This window comes from Roseinatronobacter alkalisoli, from assembly GCF_028745735.1.
GTDB lineage: Bacteria > Pseudomonadota > Alphaproteobacteria > Rhodobacterales > Rhodobacteraceae > Roseinatronobacter > Roseinatronobacter alkalisoli.
In genome coordinates, this window is sequence record NZ_JAQZSM010000024.1 from 42266 (window position 1) to 58954 (window position 16689).

The 16689-nt window shown below is 58.5% G+C and carries 15 protein-coding genes; 1 reads left to right on the forward strand and 14 read right to left on the reverse strand.

The genetic code is table 11. The features are described 5' to 3' along the window. Positions 1-93: 93 nt before the first annotated feature. The 14 genes from PUT78_RS18510 to PUT78_RS18575 form a co-directional block, all read right to left on the reverse strand. On the reverse strand, positions 94-1020 hold the full coding sequence (locus tag PUT78_RS18510) for a Bug family tripartite tricarboxylate transporter substrate binding protein (RefSeq protein WP_274353754.1): 927 nt from the start codon (positions 1018-1020) through the stop codon (positions 94-96). 136 nt (positions 1021-1156) lie between these two features. Further along, complete coding sequence (locus PUT78_RS18515; RefSeq protein ID WP_274353755.1) at positions 1157-2674, reverse strand: tripartite tricarboxylate transporter permease; 1518 nt, start codon at positions 2672-2674, stop codon at positions 1157-1159. Positions 2675-2677: 3 nt separating this feature from the next. Beyond that, positions 2678-3130 carry a hypothetical protein gene (locus PUT78_RS18520; protein WP_274353756.1) on the reverse strand — a complete coding sequence of 151 codons (453 nt, stop codon included), beginning with the start codon at positions 3128-3130 and terminating at the stop codon, positions 2678-2680. A gap of 480 nt (positions 3131-3610) precedes the next feature. Beyond that, positions 3611-4654 carry an extracellular solute-binding protein gene (locus tag PUT78_RS18525; RefSeq protein WP_274353757.1) on the reverse strand — a complete coding sequence of 348 codons (1044 nt, stop codon included), beginning with the start codon at positions 4652-4654 and terminating at the stop codon, positions 3611-3613. Positions 4655-4681: 27 nt separating this feature from the next. Next, positions 4682-5488, reverse strand: a complete 807-nt coding sequence (locus PUT78_RS18530; protein ID WP_274353758.1) for an ABC transporter permease — start codon at positions 5486-5488, stop codon at positions 4682-4684. Next, positions 5488-6417, reverse strand: a complete 930-nt coding sequence (locus PUT78_RS18535) for an ABC transporter permease (RefSeq protein WP_274353759.1) — start codon at positions 6415-6417, stop codon at positions 5488-5490. The genes PUT78_RS18530 and PUT78_RS18535 overlap by 1 nt, the downstream gene beginning before the upstream one ends. Then, positions 6417-7508 (reverse strand): ABC transporter ATP-binding protein, encoded by a 1092-nt coding sequence (locus PUT78_RS18540; protein WP_274353760.1) that lies wholly within the window; start codon positions 7506-7508, stop codon positions 6417-6419. The genes PUT78_RS18535 and PUT78_RS18540 overlap by 1 nt, the downstream gene beginning before the upstream one ends. Before the next feature lie 202 nt (positions 7509-7710). After that, positions 7711-8895 carry an acetylornithine deacetylase gene (argE, locus tag PUT78_RS18545; RefSeq protein WP_274353761.1) on the reverse strand — a complete coding sequence of 395 codons (1185 nt, stop codon included), beginning with the start codon at positions 8893-8895 and terminating at the stop codon, positions 7711-7713. Positions 8896-8904: 9 nt separating this feature from the next. Beyond that, entirely contained in the window at positions 8905-10974 is a 2070-nt protein-coding gene (locus tag PUT78_RS18550) for an oxidoreductase (protein WP_274353762.1), read from the reverse strand. A gap of 88 nt (positions 10975-11062) precedes the next feature. Beyond that, the gene (locus PUT78_RS18555; protein ID WP_274353763.1) at positions 11063-11998 is read right to left on the reverse strand and encodes a LysR family transcriptional regulator; all 936 of its coding nucleotides are present in this window, start codon (positions 11996-11998) and stop codon (positions 11063-11065) included. 96 nt (positions 11999-12094) lie between these two features. Continuing rightward, positions 12095-13591 (reverse strand): aldehyde dehydrogenase, encoded by a 1497-nt coding sequence (locus tag PUT78_RS18560; RefSeq protein ID WP_274353764.1) that lies wholly within the window; start codon positions 13589-13591, stop codon positions 12095-12097. Between the two features lie 18 nt (positions 13592-13609). After that, a complete protein-coding gene (locus tag PUT78_RS18565; protein WP_274353765.1) occupies positions 13610-14284 on the reverse strand; it encodes a DUF1028 domain-containing protein in 675 nt (224 codons plus the stop codon). Positions 14285-14287: 3 nt separating this feature from the next. Further along, positions 14288-14704, reverse strand: a complete 417-nt coding sequence (locus PUT78_RS18570) for a RidA family protein (RefSeq protein WP_274353766.1) — start codon at positions 14702-14704, stop codon at positions 14288-14290. Between the two features lie 25 nt (positions 14705-14729). Further along, positions 14730-16022 carry a flavin-containing monooxygenase gene (locus tag PUT78_RS18575; RefSeq protein WP_274353767.1) on the reverse strand — a complete coding sequence of 431 codons (1293 nt, stop codon included), beginning with the start codon at positions 16020-16022 and terminating at the stop codon, positions 14730-14732. 330 nt (positions 16023-16352) lie between these two features. Here PUT78_RS18575 and PUT78_RS18580 point away from each other — a divergent pair. Further along, the coding region (locus PUT78_RS18580; protein ID WP_274353768.1) for a contractile injection system protein, VgrG/Pvc8 family at positions 16353-16689 on the forward strand (337 nt) is incomplete at its 3' end.

Consider the following 16689-nt stretch of genomic DNA (forward strand, 5'->3'; position numbering starts at 1 on the left):
CCTCGGCCCTTTTGCAATTCCGTTGCGCTGGCTTCCGGTCCCTGCATTCTGCATGTGGCAGGTGGCGCTGCCAACAGCGCCACCTGCGTCGGATCAGTCGGCCATGACCTCTTCCGTGGCGGCACGGATGCGCCGCACATTGGCTTCCATGTCGTCCTGCCCGATGAACACCACAGGGAAGAAGGTGTTTCCTTCGGTGATGTCAATGAAGGACTGGTGTGTGCTCGCGAATTCTGCGGCTGCTATCAGGCGCTCCTTTACATCGTCCGGTGTGCCTGCGGGTACGATGATGGTGCGGTAATCTTCGATCGAATAATCATAACCGAGTTCCATCAGCGTGGGCGTGTCGGGATAGAAAGGACTGCGCTCTGCCGACATGAAGGCGGCCACAACCATTTCACCGGTTGGCGTATATTGCGCATGCGTCCCGCCTGAATAGGCGAAGTCAACCTCGCGGCCCAACACAAGGGGCGCCATGCCACCACCGCCACCGGTCGGCACAATCGCCAGATCCAGATCTTCCTCTTCGGCAATCGCACGGATGATAGCCTCGTCCAGCGGTGTTTGCTGGGCATAGGTCATCGGGTTTTCCTTGCCATGGGCAATGATTTCATCAAATGTGCTGAAGGGTTGATCGGCAGCTGTCACAATGGCGTTCTGCCCCAGGGCAACAGCGGCCAGATATTCGAAATCATCGATTTCATATTCCACCGGCGTGATAATCGGCGTGAAGGTCAGTGCCGTGGTCCCGCCGAACAGGAACGTATAGCCATCAGCCTCGGTGTTCGTCAGCCGGGTAAAGGCCACGGCCGAACCACCACCGGGCTGGTTTACAACATTTACCGGCTGGCCCAGAAATTCCTCCATCACATTGGCCAGAACACGGCCCTGAATGTCGGTCGAGCCACCGGGGTTGAAACCGATCACCATGGTCAGCGGGCGCGTGGGCCAGTCAGCGGCATAGGCCATCGGCGCGGCCAGCATGGTTGCGCCAAGGATGCTTGCAAAAGTTCTTTTCATCGTGATTTACTCCCGTTGGTTATGCGTCTTCTTGAACCCGGCGATAACTTCGCGTGTAATCAGCCGGTTATCTGCTGCAGCGATGAAGACGATTGATCGCAGCAAAATCTCGAAAGATCGGATGACTCCGATCAGTTTACTCTGATGTCGGCGCACCAGCCGCCGCTTTATCCGTGCGGAAGGTGCGAATGATCAGCGTAATCAGCGCCAGCGCAGTGCAGGCGATAAAGAAGGTCGCAATCGGACGATCAAGCAGGATTGCCCAGTTACCGCGCGACAGGATGATGGACTGACGCAGATTCAACTCCAGCATCGGGGTGATAATGAAGGCCACAAGGAAGGTGACGAAACTGTAATCGTATTTCTTCATCAGATAGCCGAGTGCTGCGAAACCCATCAGGATAATCAGCCCGAATGTGCCGTAGCCCTGCAGCATCATCCCTGCGAGGCAGAAGAAGATCACGATGGGAATGACCACATGCGGGGGCACGCGGGTAATCTGGGCAAAGAACATCAGCCCGAACCAGCCAAGCGCCAGCATGATGACCGATGCCAGGATCATCCCCGCGAAAATGGAGTATAGCAGTTCAGGATTGTCGCGCAGCAGAAGCGGGCCAACCGTAATACCATGTATCGCGAACGCCCCGATGAGCAGCGCCGCCGATACATTGCCCGGAATCCCCAGACCGAAAAGCGGGATCAGCGCTGCCGGGATAACGGCGTTATCCGCCGATTCCGCGGCCGCAATACCCTTGGGGTTGCCCTTGCCAAAACTCTCCGGGTCTTTCGCGGCCTTGACCGTCATGCCGTAAGACATGAAAGACCCCACAGACGGCCCCAGCCCCGGCAATGCACCGACAAACGTACCGACCCCCGTTCCACGCAGGATTGTGGGAAGAATACCCTTGAATATCGGCCAGGTGATGCGGTCACTCGTATCCTTCTTCATGGAAACCGCCATATTCTCGCGGTCATAGCGCAGCTTCTCGGACTGGATGAACATCTCGGACAGGGCCAGCGTACCGATGGCGACTGCAATCAGCGGCATTCCGTCCATCAGTTCGGTATAGCCAAAGGTCAGGCGCGGCAGGCCGGTCTGATTGTCCAGCCCGATTGTGCCCAGAAAAATGCCAAGCCCCCCGGCGGCCAGCCCCTTGAAAATATTACCGCCCGAAAGCCCCGCGATGAAGACCAGCGCGAAAGCAAGGATCGCAGCCATTTCATACGGGCCGAACAGAAGCGCGACGCGCGCAAAGGGGATGGCCACGAAGATCAGGATGATTGTGGCCAGAATATCGCCCATGACCGACGCGATCAGCCCGACCTGAAGGGCGGTCTTCGGCTTGCCCTGCCTGGCCATAGGGTAGCCATCAAGTGCGGTGGCCGCAGACGACGCCTCGCCCGGCGCATTCAGCAGGATGGCCGAAACCGCGCTGCCCGCCGCCGTGCCCTTGGACAAGCCAATCAGAAACGAAATCGCGATATAGGGCGACATGTAGAACGTCATCGGAATAGCGATGGAAATCGCCACGGACCGTGACAGGCCGGGAATTACCCCCACCACATAGCCCAGAAGCACCCCGCCCCCGATACCGATGAAAGATGCAAGCGTCAGCGCTTCGGCAGCGGCGGCCCCGATAACGGAAAAATCCATGCCCTACACCACCCCGACGCGCATCATGTAAACAGAAAGGATATAAAGCAGCACCACCGGCACGACCGAGCACCCGAGGATGATGTACCACCGGCGTTCGCCCAGAAGGATCAGCATTCCCCCGATCAGGAAAGCCCCGAACCATGTTATCTTGATGAAGGACATGAACCAGATCGCCACCGCGACATAGGCGAAGGGCCAGGCGGCCCAGGCAACAGCGCCCCAATGAAGATCGGCGGTGACGGGTCCGATGCGCGCGCGCACCATCTGAAACAGGCCCTTGGCGGCGATGATCGTTCCGCACAGCACCATCAGCCAGGCGCCGATTCCTGGCACCAGCTCCGGTGGCATCTGTGCAAATGGATTGGAACCCGCGTAATTCGGTATCATCCAGAGCAACGCCAACAGCCCGAATGCGGCCACCACGAGCCCGGACCAGAAATCTGATCGTGGCATCAATTCTATTCCCTGTCATTTGCGACTTATTGATGTCGCTTATTGGCAAAGGCTGGCATATTTTCTGCACCCCGCGCAACCCAAATATCGACGGCATCGCGGGCCGGAACGTGCAAAACGGCAAAAAGCCTCTGATTTCAGCCCGATACTGAAACAATGCATTAAACCGGAGGCACCGGGCGGACATGCTCGGCGAGCGCATCTTTATAATTGCGGGTTTTGCAAACGCTGCGGGCAGATGACGCGTCTGCGCTTCCCTTTGTGTCTTTTGAAAAGTCGGGGGAATACGCAGTCACGCAGCATAACCTTCAGAGAAGGCTGCGGAAATACAGACAGAAAAAATACTTTCACACCGATGATGCGGCAGTCCGCGATCCGGTCAGCGAATGACAACTACAGAAATGTCCGAAGCCATGGTCATTCATCTGTCAGGTCCGGGCTTCAGAACCGGACCTGACAGACGCATTTCAGAACAAACCACTATCTGCGCAGGGCCGTCCAGATTCGATCATGAATCTCTTGTGTGGCCTGATCGCACACCTCGATGAAGATGGCGGGTCCGGCATCCTCGGGCGGGTTACGTTCCGGTTGCGCGGCAAGTGCGGGATCAAGAAACGCGTCCACCCCAGCGATACCCGCGGAATATTGCGTCCAGTTGGTCAGTATGCCGACATTTTCCGGTTCCAGCAGAAAATCCATGAAGCGGATGGCGTTGTCACGGTTTGGGGCATCATTCAGCAGCACGACATTGTCCATCCAGGCGATGTAGCCTTGCGTTGCGAAGGCGTATTCCAGATTTGCGCCTTCCTCGATGCGCGCGCGCGCTGAAAAGCCGTCATAGATCATTCCTGCTGCCGCATCGCCCGAGACAAGAACCTCGCGCGCAGTATCGGAATTGAATGACACCCAGTGCTGGCGTGACCCCATAAGCAGATCATTGAGCGCCTGAACATCGTCGCGTTCAGGGCTGCACATCGGGATACCCAGATGGATTGCAGCCAGCGCCATGACTTCCCCCTGCGAGGCCAGCATGTTTATGCGCCCGGACAGTTCGGCAGGCGGGTTGAAAATGATTTCGGTCGTGTTGATCGGGCCATCATAGACATCTCGGTTAACCGAGAAAGAAGTAGACCCCCACTGATACGGGATCGAATGTTGCCGACCCGGATCATATCTTACATCCAGCCATTCCGGCAGAATATTGCCGTGGTTAGACAACTCCCCCTCTGCAATTGCATCCAGCATGTCGTTGTCGCGCATGATCTGAACCATGTAATCGCCGGGAACAGCGACGTCATAAGTGCCCATGCCGCCTGCGCGCAGGGACGCAAGCATAGCCTCGTTTGAATCGTAGGTGTCCATGACGACACGAATACCGGTTTCCTCGGTGAACTTGTCAATCAGTTCCTGCGGGATGTATTCGAACCAATGATAGACAACCACGTCGCCCTCGGCCAATGCCGCCGTTGCACAGCCAAGTCCGGCACATAATGCGATTGCAGATGTTCTGAGATAGTTGGCCATTGCGAGGCACCTTTCTGTTGGAGGGAGTCATTTCGTGCGATCGATCCTGCTTACCAGCCAGGACAACGTCACGATCACAGTTGAGAATACGAGAAGCATGGTTGAGATGGCCATGATATTGGGTCTTAGCCCTTGCTTCACCGAGCCGAATATCGCGGTCGGCAACGTCTCGATCCCCGCACCCTTGACGAAATTTGTGATGATGAAATCGTCAAGCGAGATAATGAAAGCCAGCAGGAAACCAGAGATGATGCCCGGCATCATCATCGGCAGCAGGACGCGGCGGAAAGCTTGCGCTCTGCCGGCGTAAAGATCCATCGCAGCCTGTTCATAAACGCCTTCGATGCCCTGCATCCGCGCCGAAATCGGCAGATAGGCGAAGGGAATGCAGAACGCGATATGGGCAATCAGGATCGATGTGTAACCGCGCGTGAAGCCGATTGCATTGAAGAAGATCAGCATCGCAACTGCGGTCACAATCTCCGGCACCAGAATGGGCAGACTGATTAATCCGAATGTGGCGGTCCGCAGCTTGAAGCGCCCGCCGCGCACCATGGCCAAAGCCGCCGACGTGGCAATGGCAGTCGCGACCGTAGCGGCAATCAACGCGATCGAGAAACTATTGAACGCCGCCGATTGGAACTTGGCGGAGTCGGGGCCAGTGAAGACATCAACATACCAGCGCAGCGAAAACCCGCCCCAGGTCGTGATCGAACGCGAGTCGTTGAAACTGTAGACCGTCACAACCAGAAGCGGTGCATACAGGATGAACAGACACAGGAAAGTCAGCACTTTAAAGCCCGGAAAATCGAAGCGTGCGGCACCAGTCTGCATCAGCCTGCTCCTTTTTCGAGCCGCGCCTGCTGGCGCGCCAGAACCATCAGCACCAGAAGCACCAGTGTCAGCAGGATCATCGAAGCTGCGGCCCCGAAAGGCCAGTTGCCCGCACTGCCCCTGAACTGTTCGTCAATTAGTGAACCGATCATGAAATTCCGCGCACCGCCCAGCAGATCCGGTGCCAGAAACGACCCCAGCGACGGGACGAACACCAGAATGCAGCCCGCTATCAGTCCGGGCTTGACCGCAGGCAGAACAATGCGGGTCAGAATCTTGTGGCGCGGTGCGTATAGGTCGGACGCAGCCTCGGAGAGGGAAAAGTTGTAGCGCTCGATGGCAGCATAGAGCGGCAGCACCATGAAGGGCAGGTATGAATAGAACAGACCGATCTGCACCCCAAGGTTGGTATTGATGATCGTCAAAGGCTCTGCAACGATCCCCGTCCATTGCAGAAGATCGTTAAGCGGCCCCTGATCGCGCAGGATGAACCGCATGGACACTGTGCGGATCAGCAGATTGACCCAATAGGGGATGGTGATCAGGAAAACCCAGATCGTACGCTGATTGGCAGGGCGCGTCGCAATGAAATAGGCCGTGGGAAACCCGATCAGCAGGCAGAAGATGGTCGCCAGCGTGGCCTGCCAGATTGACCGCCAGAATATCTGGATATAGGCCCATTGAATTGTCGGCGCGTCATCGCCAAACAGGCCGCGGTCGAAGAAGAACTGGTCATAGGCGTCAACCGAAAATTCCCAGATCACGCCGCCGCGGAATTCCTTTGTCAGGAAGGAATAGATCAGCATCAGAACTATCGGCGCCAGGACGACGATTCCCAACACCACCCATGTCGGCAACAAAAGCCAGCCTCGTGCCGGGGCATAGGCTTCGCTGGTGGCGTTGCCGCCGCTTGCCGCACCGCCCGCCATCAGTCCACAAGGAGGCGCGCTGCGCCCCGCTCCATGTTGACGAACACATTTTGCCCAGGTTCGAAAACCCGCAGATTGCCCCGATCCGAATTCGAGGCACGCACCCGGAACTGTGGGCCCACACCAAGGTCAAGGATGGTGGTGATATCCGTGCCGATGAAGATATTCTCGACGACGCGCCCCCGCAGACTTTCGACTTCCTCCGGTTCTGATGACAGGAACAGCCGCTCCGGGCGCACCGACAGATGGACCCGCGCGCCGGTGTCGACGCCCGCGACGGGATCGCATGTCAGTTCATGCCCGCCGCCCAGATGACACGTCGCACGGCCATTCTCGATCTTGTCCACCGAAACTTCCAGCAGGTTTGTGTCGCCAATGAAATCGGCCACGAACATGTTGCGCGGGTTCTCATAGATATCGCGTGCCGTGCCAAGCTGTTGCACCTCTCCTGCGGACATGACGGCAATGCGGTCGGACATGGTCAGGGCTTCTTCCTGATCATGGGTGACAAAGATGAAGGTGATGCCCGTTTCGCGCTGGATATGTTTCAGTTCAAGCTGCATGGACTTGCGCAGCTTCATGTCCAGCGCCGAAAGCGGTTCATCCAGCAACAGCACCCTGGGCTTCGGTGCCAGCGCGCGGGCCAGCGCCACGCGCTGCTGCTGCCCACCCGAAAGCTGAGAGGGCTTGCGATGGGCGAATTGCGACAGTTGCACCAGTTCCAGCATTTCGCCCGCTTGCCGCCTGGCTTCCGCCCTGGATTTGCCCTGCATTTCCAGCCCGAAGCCGACATTCTCCAGCACGCTCATGGTTGGAAACAGCGCGTAATTCTGGAATACCGTATTGATTGGCCGCTTGTTGGGCGGGAGTTTCGCGATTTCCTGATCGTAAAGGAAAATCGCACCGGCGGTCACATCCTCGAACCCTGCGATCATACGCAGAAGCGTGGTTTTGCCGCAGCCTGATGGTCCCAACAGGGTGAAGAACTCATTGTCCCCGATACTGACCGAGACCTCCTTCAGGGCTGTGAAGTCGCCAAAACGCTTGACGACCTTCTGAATATCAATAGCGATGGGTCGCTGTTTTGTCATGTAGCCCTCGCGGCAGGATAGGTGGTGATGCAACGATAGAAATCTTAACTGTCAGTTGTAAGAATTGACTTCCTCAGTTCACGTTAGCCTTTGCCTAAGATCGGATGGCGAAGGATCAGGGGCAGGAAACGCCTGTTTGAAAGGCAGAAATCAGTGCATGTGCCCATTCCGACGGCGAATTCACGGCGGGAAAGCCCATGGTTTACCTGATTTCAGGTTGTGCCTGATCTTTACGCAGATGCGCCAGCACACGGTCGAGCATCTGTTCACACGCAAGAAGCTGGCCGGTTTCCAGATATTCATCGGGCTTGTGCCCCTGCGCGGCCATACTGCCCGGACCACAGACAACAGTCGGAATTCCCGCCTCGGCAAAGAAACCAGCCTCGGTGCCAAAACCTACCTTCTGTCCGGGCGCGTGTCCGGCCAGCGCAGCGGCCAGTTTCATCGCGGAATGGTTCCTGGAAATATCCAGCCCGGGATAGGCGTTAACCTCTTCAATGTCGATTCCGGCGGTATCGGGGTAACCGCGCAGGACAGCCTCGACACGTTTTTGAAGCCGCGCCTTGAAAACTGCCGGATTGTCCTTCGGCAGATAGCGCAGCTCGAATTCAATGACGGCCTCTTCCGGCACGATATTCAGAATGCGCCCGCCCCGCATGACCCCGGCGTGAACGGTTGAATAGGGAACCGCAAAGGTAGGATCGGACGCGCCGTCACGGGCGTATTCCTGTTGCATCAGGCGCAGTGCCGTAATGACGTCAGCGGCCAGATGCAGCGCGTTCACGAAATCGGGGGCATCAGCGGAATGTCCGGCCTCGCCCCTGCAACGCGCGTGGAAGACGACCTTGCCCTTGTGGCCGGGTACCGGGCGCATTTCCGTCGGCTCGCCCACGATGCAAAGGTCGGGTTGCCAGCCGACTGCGCCAAGTGTCGGCATGATTTGCCGGATACCCTTGCAGCCGACTTCTTCATCATAGGAAATGACCATCATCAGTGGCGCGCGCAGCGGCGCCCCGGCTGCCTTGGACGCAAGCGCCAGCGTCGCCGCAAGAAAGCCCTTCATGTCGGTCGTGCCCCGCCCGAACAGGCGGTTACCCTGCTGGGAAAGACGGAACGGGGCGCGTGTCCAGTTCTGCCCTTCGACAGGCACCACGTCACTATGCGCCGATAACAGAATTCCGCCAGGGCCTTCTGGCCCCAACCGCGCAACCAGCCCGGCCTTGGGGGCTGTCGGGTCGGCAATTCGCGCAACTTCAAACCCGGTGCCGCGCAGCACCCCTTCGGCATAGTCGATCAGGGCAAGATTGCTTTGCGCGCTGACAGTTGGAAAGGCAATCAGGCGTTCAAGGACCGGCAAGCTGCCGGGCGTGGGCACGGAATCCGGCATTGTACTTTCTTACTCCGCGGCAAGCCCGGTGATTTCCCTGCGGAACGATAGTGCATCACCCCGATCCGGCTCGTCCAACTCACGCGCGTAGCGGTGGCCCGCATAGGTGGCCCAGGCGATCGGTCCTGCTGCCTCGGCATCGCCAAAGACCCTGACGGAGAGGATCCCGGCATCTGCCCAGTCCGCCTGCCGCGCGACAAGGTCATGATAGAGCGTGTCATTGCCAGTTCTCGACGTGACCATCACTACCGCTTCCGCCGGATAGGTCCGCGTCTTGCCGGTATAGACGCAATTGCTGACAACATGATCAGTGCCAATGCGGATCACGCCACGGTTAAGCACGATATCGACGCCCATTTCATCCAGCCGCGCATGGATCGTGGCCTGTTCCAGCGTGTTGTTGGTCCAGTCCGAAACAAACGCAGACGGCGTGATCAGCGTGACATTCGCGCCGTTCTTCACCAGAAGTTCAGCCAGCACCCCACCCATGTAATAGTGATCATCATCATAGATCACGACGTCGCCCGCAGGCATGCGCCCTGCCATCAGGTCATCAGGTGTGTAGATGCGGGCGTTATCGGCGATGGGCATGGGCACCACATGCTGACGTGCCACGCCGTCGCGTCGCCATGTGGCCCCGGTGGCAATCGCAATGTTCTGAAAACCGAATTCCATGACGTCCGCGGCACTAAGCGCACTATCGAGATAGATTTCCGCATTCGGTCGCTGGCGCAACTGGTATTCGCGATAGTCACGCACCCGGCCCCAGGCGCTTAAACCCGGCAGGCGCGATTCCAGCGTGACACGGCCCCCGATTTCCGTCCGCGCCTCGGCAATGGCCACATCATATCCACGTCGACACAGTGCCCATGCCGCCTCTAGTCCGGCCGGACCAGACCCGATGACCAGCACATTCCCACTCTCGCCCTTGGGGTTCATGCGCTCGGGGTGCCAGCCTTTGCGCCATTCTTCCATGAAGGTCGGATTCTGGGTGCAACGACTGATCGACATGGTCATGTCCCCCGTAATGCAAATATTGCAGCCGATGCATTCGCGGATATCGTCAATCCGGCCTTCTTCGACCTTTCTGGGCAGGAAGGGGTCGGCAATCGAAGGGCGGGCGCAGCCGATGAAATCGAGTGTGCCGGATTTGACCATCCGCACCATCACATCAGGCGAAGTAAAGCGGCCCACACCCACCACGGGCTTGCTGGTCAATACCCTGATGCCGCTGACAAGCTGCTCTTGTGCCCCCTCTTCCTTGAAGCGCGACGGGCCGGAACAATCTTCCCATGTGCCTTGCGCCAGATCCCACAGATCGGGCAAATCGCGGTTCATCTCGATAAACTCGCGCAGTTCGGCGTTGGAAAACCCTAGTTCGCCGATGGTTTCATCAAGGCTGACGCGAAGGGTCAGGCCCATGCAATCCCCCACTGCGTCGCGGATATCCGCCACAACCTCATTGACGAAACGCGCGCGGTTTTCCAGCGAACCGCCATATTCGTCGCCCCTCTGGTTGGTGGCGCGGCTCAGGAAATGCTGGAAAATCCCGAAACCATGCGCCCCATAAAGACATATCAGATCAAACCCCGCGAGTTTCGAGCGCTTCGCGGCATTCACGAACCAGCGCCGCAGATCGCGGATATCACTTTTTGACAGCGCCCGCGCCTGTACCGGATCATTGGTAAAGGTACGAATTGGCAAGGCCGACGGCGCAAGCGGCACTTCCTTGGTGTAAAGGTTCGGGCCATTGATGCCGGAATAGGCCAGTTGAATGCCCGCCAGCGCACCGTGGGTTTTCATCTTCTCGGACATGCGGCGCAGTTGCGGAATGTCCTTGTCTTCCCATAGGCGCAATTCGATGAAAGGCGTTATTTCGGAGGTATGGTGCATCTCGCATTGTTCGGTGAATATGACGCCCCAGCCGCCTTCGGCCTTGATGCCGCGCATTTCCGCAGCGGCCGAAGGGTCGCGATACCCCCCGCCATTGCAATGGGGCACTTGGTAGAACCGGTTCATGGCCGTGACTGGCCCAATCGCCATAGGCTCGAACAAGATGTCGTAACGGGAATCGCGCACTGTCTGGCTCCTGTCAGATTTTGCACCAGTCTAAAGGCGTATCTGCAAGATAAAATACAAGCCTGCATAAGCCTTGATTTGGCCCTGACTAAGCAGCGCCGATCCCCAGAAGCCGGGTAGCATTCGCAGCAAGCCATTCCTGGGCATGCGCCGTAAAAGCCTTGTGCAACTGTGTCCGCTCCGTCCCGGCAACCATCAGCAGGCCCAGTTTCATGGGCCGCGCGTTACCGGAAAGCGGAATGAAGCGTATCGGCTTGCCATCAGGTGACATGTCATTCAGCGGACGGTGATTGACAATGGAATATCCGAACCCGTTCGCGACCAGACTGCGCATCACCGCCATATCACGGGTGCGTTCGTGAACATTGGCGCGCAATCCGGCCCGGCTGAAGAAAGACAGGAAATAGTCCGAACTCAGCGGCAGATCGAGCAGCACCATTGGATAAGCAGCAAGTTGCTGAACAGATACAGTCGGGAGATGTGCCAGCGAATGGGTATCGCTCATGGCGACAAGTGGCGGCAATTCCAGAATTGGTGTGAAGTGCAGATCACCCGGCAAATCAAGGTCATATGACAGCGCCATGTCGATGCGCGCTTGCCGCAGCCATGTAAAGAGGCTGGCTTGGTCCCCCTCGGTCTGGGATATCCGCACCTCCTCATACATATCAAGAAAACTGCGCCGCAGACCCGGAACGACAATTTGCGCGAAAGTAGACAGGCATCCAAGCTCCAGCGGGCCGCGCACCATGCCCGACAACTCACCTGCAAGATCGCGCAAGGCCGCAGCCTGCCGCAGGACAATCTGCGCCTGATCCAGCAGCTTGTGACCCGGCAGTGTAGGCGCCAGCCCCTGGGCATGATGGCGCACGAAAAGTTGCACGCCCAGTTCTTCTTCCAGCTGCGAAATCGCGGCAGAGATCGAAGGCGAAGAAACATTGACCCGATGTGAAGCGGCTGCAATGCTGCCAGCCTCGCCCACAGCAACGAAATATTCCAGTTGTCTCAACGTGTAGCGAAGGGGCATGGCTCACCTCTTGGTATGACGCCAGTCTAGGCGCAAGCGCGGGCACGAGCCAATGCTTTCGCATTGAATGCACATCTGGGGAACATCACGTTCTGATCATGCGCGGTATTTCATCCAGACAGTCTTGAGGGCTGTGTATTTTTCCAGCGCATGGAGTGACAGATCCCGTCCGAAACCGGATTGCTTCATGCCCCCGAACGGGGTTTGTGCAGACAGGGCGTCAACAGTGTTCACCGAAACCGTGCCCACATGCAGGCGGTCAGACATGCGCAACGCGCGGCCAAGGTTTCCGGTCCAGACCGATGCCGCCAACCCATAGGGAGAGTCGTTGGCCATGGTGATCGCCTCTTCCTCGGTGTCGAACGCGATGACCGACAGCACAGGCCCGAAGATTTCCTCGCGGGCAAGCGGGTCGGTCTGGGCGACATCGGCAAAGATGGTGGGTTGCACGAAATGGCCCTTGCCGTCGATCTGCACACGCGTGCCCCCTGTGACCAGCCGCGCGCTGCGCTGCCCGCCCTGAATGAACCCCATGATGCGGTCCAGCTGCCTTGCATCGACAATCGCGCCCATCTTGGACGATGGGTCCAACGGATCACCCGGCTGCATGGCCTTCGCCCGCGCGACCAGCTTCTCAAGAAACGCCTCCATGATCGGGCGTTCAACATAGAGCCGTGTATTGGCGGAACACACCTCTCCTTGATTGAAGAACACCCCGAAGGCAGCCATGTCAGCCGCCGCGTCCAGATCCTCGCAATCGGCAAAAACAATGTTGGGGCTTTTGCCCCCCGTTTCCGGCCAGACCGCTTTCATGTTGGACTGGCCCGAATATTGCATGAACAACTTGCCCACCGCTGTCGAACCGGTGAAGGCCAGACAGTCGACATTCATGTGAAGTCCCAGTGCCTTGCCCGCCGTTGCCCCAAATCCGGGCACGACATTGAACACGCCATCCGGGACACCCGCTTCGGCGGCAAGTTCAGCCAGACGCAGCGCCGAAAGGGGCGATTGCTCGGCCGGTTTCAGCACCACGGAATTGCCCGCCGCCAACGCGGCAGAGGCTTTCCACGTCGCCATATCAAGCGGAAAGTTCCACGGCACAACAGCACCGACCACGCCCAACGGGACACGACGGACAAGCGCCAGATCGCCTGGTCCGGTCGGGGCCACCTCGTCATAGATCTTGTCGATCGCCTCGGCATACCACTGGAAGAAATGCGCCGATCCGGGTGCATCAATCGTGACGGCATCCGTGATCGTCTTGCCCATATCCAGACTGTCAAGCAAGGCCATCTCATGCAGATTTGCGCGGATCAGATCGGCCAGTTTCAATAGCACGGCCTTGCGCGCGGCAGGTGGCTTGCGCGACCAGCGACCATCGTCAAAGGCGCGCTGTGCCGCCGCCACGGCAAGGTCAATATCCGCAGCATCCCCTTCCGCCACCTGCGCCAGAACAGCCCCGGTTGCAGGGTTCACACTGTCAAATGTCCGGCCCGATTGCGCATCGACGAATCTGCCATCGATAAAGGCCTGTCCACGGATGCCAAGTGCGTTTGCACGGGCTTTCCAGTCTTCATGGCTCAGCGTAGTCATGCGCCTCTCCCTGTTTTGTCATTCATCTCCGGGCACCCCGTAGGAGGGTGCCTCACGCGGGTCGAGCGCGCGCTGGATATAGGCGTCAAGCTGCGGCTTGTAGATGTCCCATACGATTTCAAGCTGATGGATCGGGCAGCCCTCTGTCCAGTCGCAGCGCAAATCAGCAACCGGCCAGCTAACAGTATCGACCAGTTTCATTCCGGCTGAATGCACCGGACCCGCTTCGCCGCCCGCCGCGAGGCCAGCTTTCAGGGCACCCAGCAAGCGGTCCCCCAAATGGCCTGAACTGCGCTCGAAATGCGACACCATTGCCTGCGGCACAGTGTCATTTGCCAGCAGATTGCCGCCTGCCGCCACATCCACGCCTTGCGCTTGTGTCCAGATCCCCAATGCCTTCGGACCGGAATGAATGGCGGTGCGTCCACCGACATCAATGGCAAGGACTTGCCGGTAATCGACAAACCGCGCGCGTTTGCGGATATCGGCCACTGCCTCAGGCGCGGACTGGCCTTGCTCCATCAGATCAAGCACCATGGGCCCCAGTGTCGGGTCCGTCACATTCTGCGACGCGACAGCACCGACACTGGCGCGCGCATGCGAACAGCGCGCCGCCACTGCGGGCGAAGATGATGCAATGGCCAGTCCGAACATGCCGGTTTCGGCGCAGCGCGCCACAAGCGAGAAGGTCATGGGCTACTCCGGGATAACTGCAGTGGCGTCGATTTCGACCAGCCATTCGGGGCGTGCCAATGCTTGCACGACCAGCCCCGTTGAGACCGGATGCACCCCACGGATATACTCGCCCATGGTGCGATAGACGGATTCGCGGTGGCGGACATCCGTCAGATACACCACAACCTTCACCAGATGCGACATCTCGCCTCCGGCCTCTTCGATCAGCTGGCGGATATTCTGCATCACCTTATGCGTCTGCGCGACAGGATCATGGCTGTCAAGATTGACCGCATCATCAAGGTTTTGCGGGCATTGACCGCGCAGCCAGACAATCCGCCCGCCTTGGGTGACAACTGCCTGACACAGGTCGGTGTCGAGGTTCTGCTCGGGATAGGTATCCCGCGTGTTGAACTTGCGTATGCGCGTATGAACCATGATCTTCTTCCACCTTCTGAAGGGTTTACTCTGCGGGTGCTTTCTCAGGATCGCGCGCGCTTTGACCGGTCTTGTCGTGATAAGTCATGTAGCTGCGCTGGATCACGATCTGGTCCGCCAGATAGCGTGCATCGTGCCAGACACCCCAGATGAAACTTGATCCCCGCCGCGATTGCCAAGGCAGACCAAGAAAATAGACACCTGGCTCGACAGAGACACCACGCTGATGTCGCGGACGGCCCTGTGCATCAAAAATATCAAGCTTCAGCCAGCTGTAGTCCTGCTTGAACCCTGTCGCCCAGATCACACTGCCAATTCCTGCCCCGGACAGATCGAGGCTGCGCAGCGGGTTGGTCACACAATCGGGATCGGGCAGTTGTTCATGTGCTTCCGGCTCTGGTGGCAGATCAAGGCCCTGTGCCGCGACATACGCATCGGCCTCTGAGAGCAAGTTGCGCAGGCTGGCATCGCCCGCCGCAAGGTTTTCCGCCAGATCATCGCGGAAATGCAGCCGTTTTCCGTCGAATGTTTCCGTACGCCCGACCAGCGTTACCCCCCTCCCGGCCAGATTGCGAAAATCCACTGTGTGCCCGCCATGCGCCCCGCTGACGGCGATAGTCACATGTTCTGTGCCCGGATTGGGCGCTGCCGCATCCCATTTCCCCAACACACCCAACCACCAGCAGAAATCACGCCCCCGATAGGAACGGGGCGGGCGCTCATGCGGGCCGACAGACAGATATACCTTGCGCCCGGCGCGCGCCAGTTCATCCGCGATCTGCACCCCGGAAGACCCCGCGCCGACAATCATCACGGCCCCTGCAGGCAGTTGATCGGGGTTGCGATAGGCGCTGGAATGCAATTGCATGACAGCGCAATCCCCCGGAATGACCGACGGGATGACCGGGCGCTGAAACGGTCCTGTGGCAGCGACAATCCGCTGGGCCTCGATCACGCCATCAGTGGTTTCGACCCGGAAGCCGCCGCGCCCGGGAATGCGGGTGGCGCTGCGCACTTCCACCCCGCACCGGATTGGTGCATCAAACTGCTCTGCATAGCGCTCGAAATAAGTTGCGACCTGGTCTTTCGGGACAAAGGCGTCCGGCGCATGCTGGTCGAATTCCAGATCGGGGAACCGGTCATGCCAGGCGGGACCGTTCGCCACAAGCGAGTCCCAGCGCGCGGTGCGCCAGCGCTCGGCTATACGGTGTTTCTCCAGAACACGATGCGGTACCGATTGCGCGCTCAGGTGTCTGCTCATGGCCAGGCCAGCCTGACCGCCGCCGACAATGACGGTATCGATATGTTCCACACTCATCGCATCATTCCTCCGGATAGAACTGCACAAGGGCAAATTGTCTTGTGGTCTTCGGGATATGCGATGAAGCATGTGGGACAAACTATGTTTTCCTGCATCTTTGATTAGCCGAATCCTTGCCCGCATATCGACGGTCATCAGGGCGTGTTTGCGCGATCCGAACGAATTGCAGCAAGATGTAGACTTTCGCAGATGCGGCAACATGACCGGCGCATTTTTGCCGGTCAGCCTGATCTTTATCTCATGATCGCGACCACCCGGCGCATTTCTGCTTGCAGACTGTGCGGGGTCAATTAAATTCACCTTAAGGTTTAGTATCGGGCGTATTTGATGAATAAAGCGTTTTCTCAAGTCTTTCGTATGGGTCAGTTAACGACCTCTCTTGGTCCGGATGTGCTGGCGCTGATGCGCTTTGAAGGTGTCGAGCGGTTGAATGATCTGTTCGACTGGCAGGTCGAGTGTCTGGCCGCCAATGATGACATCGATTTCGACGCGCTGATCGGCACCCATGCCACTGTCACCCTGCATGACCGCCAGACGGAGCGTCATTTCGACGGTATCGTGACGGAAGCCCGCTGGATGGGCGCGGGCGAGAACGGGCATCGCTACCGGTTGCGGCTGCAGCCCTGGTTCAAGCTGGCCAGCCTGCGGCGCAACCAGCGGATTT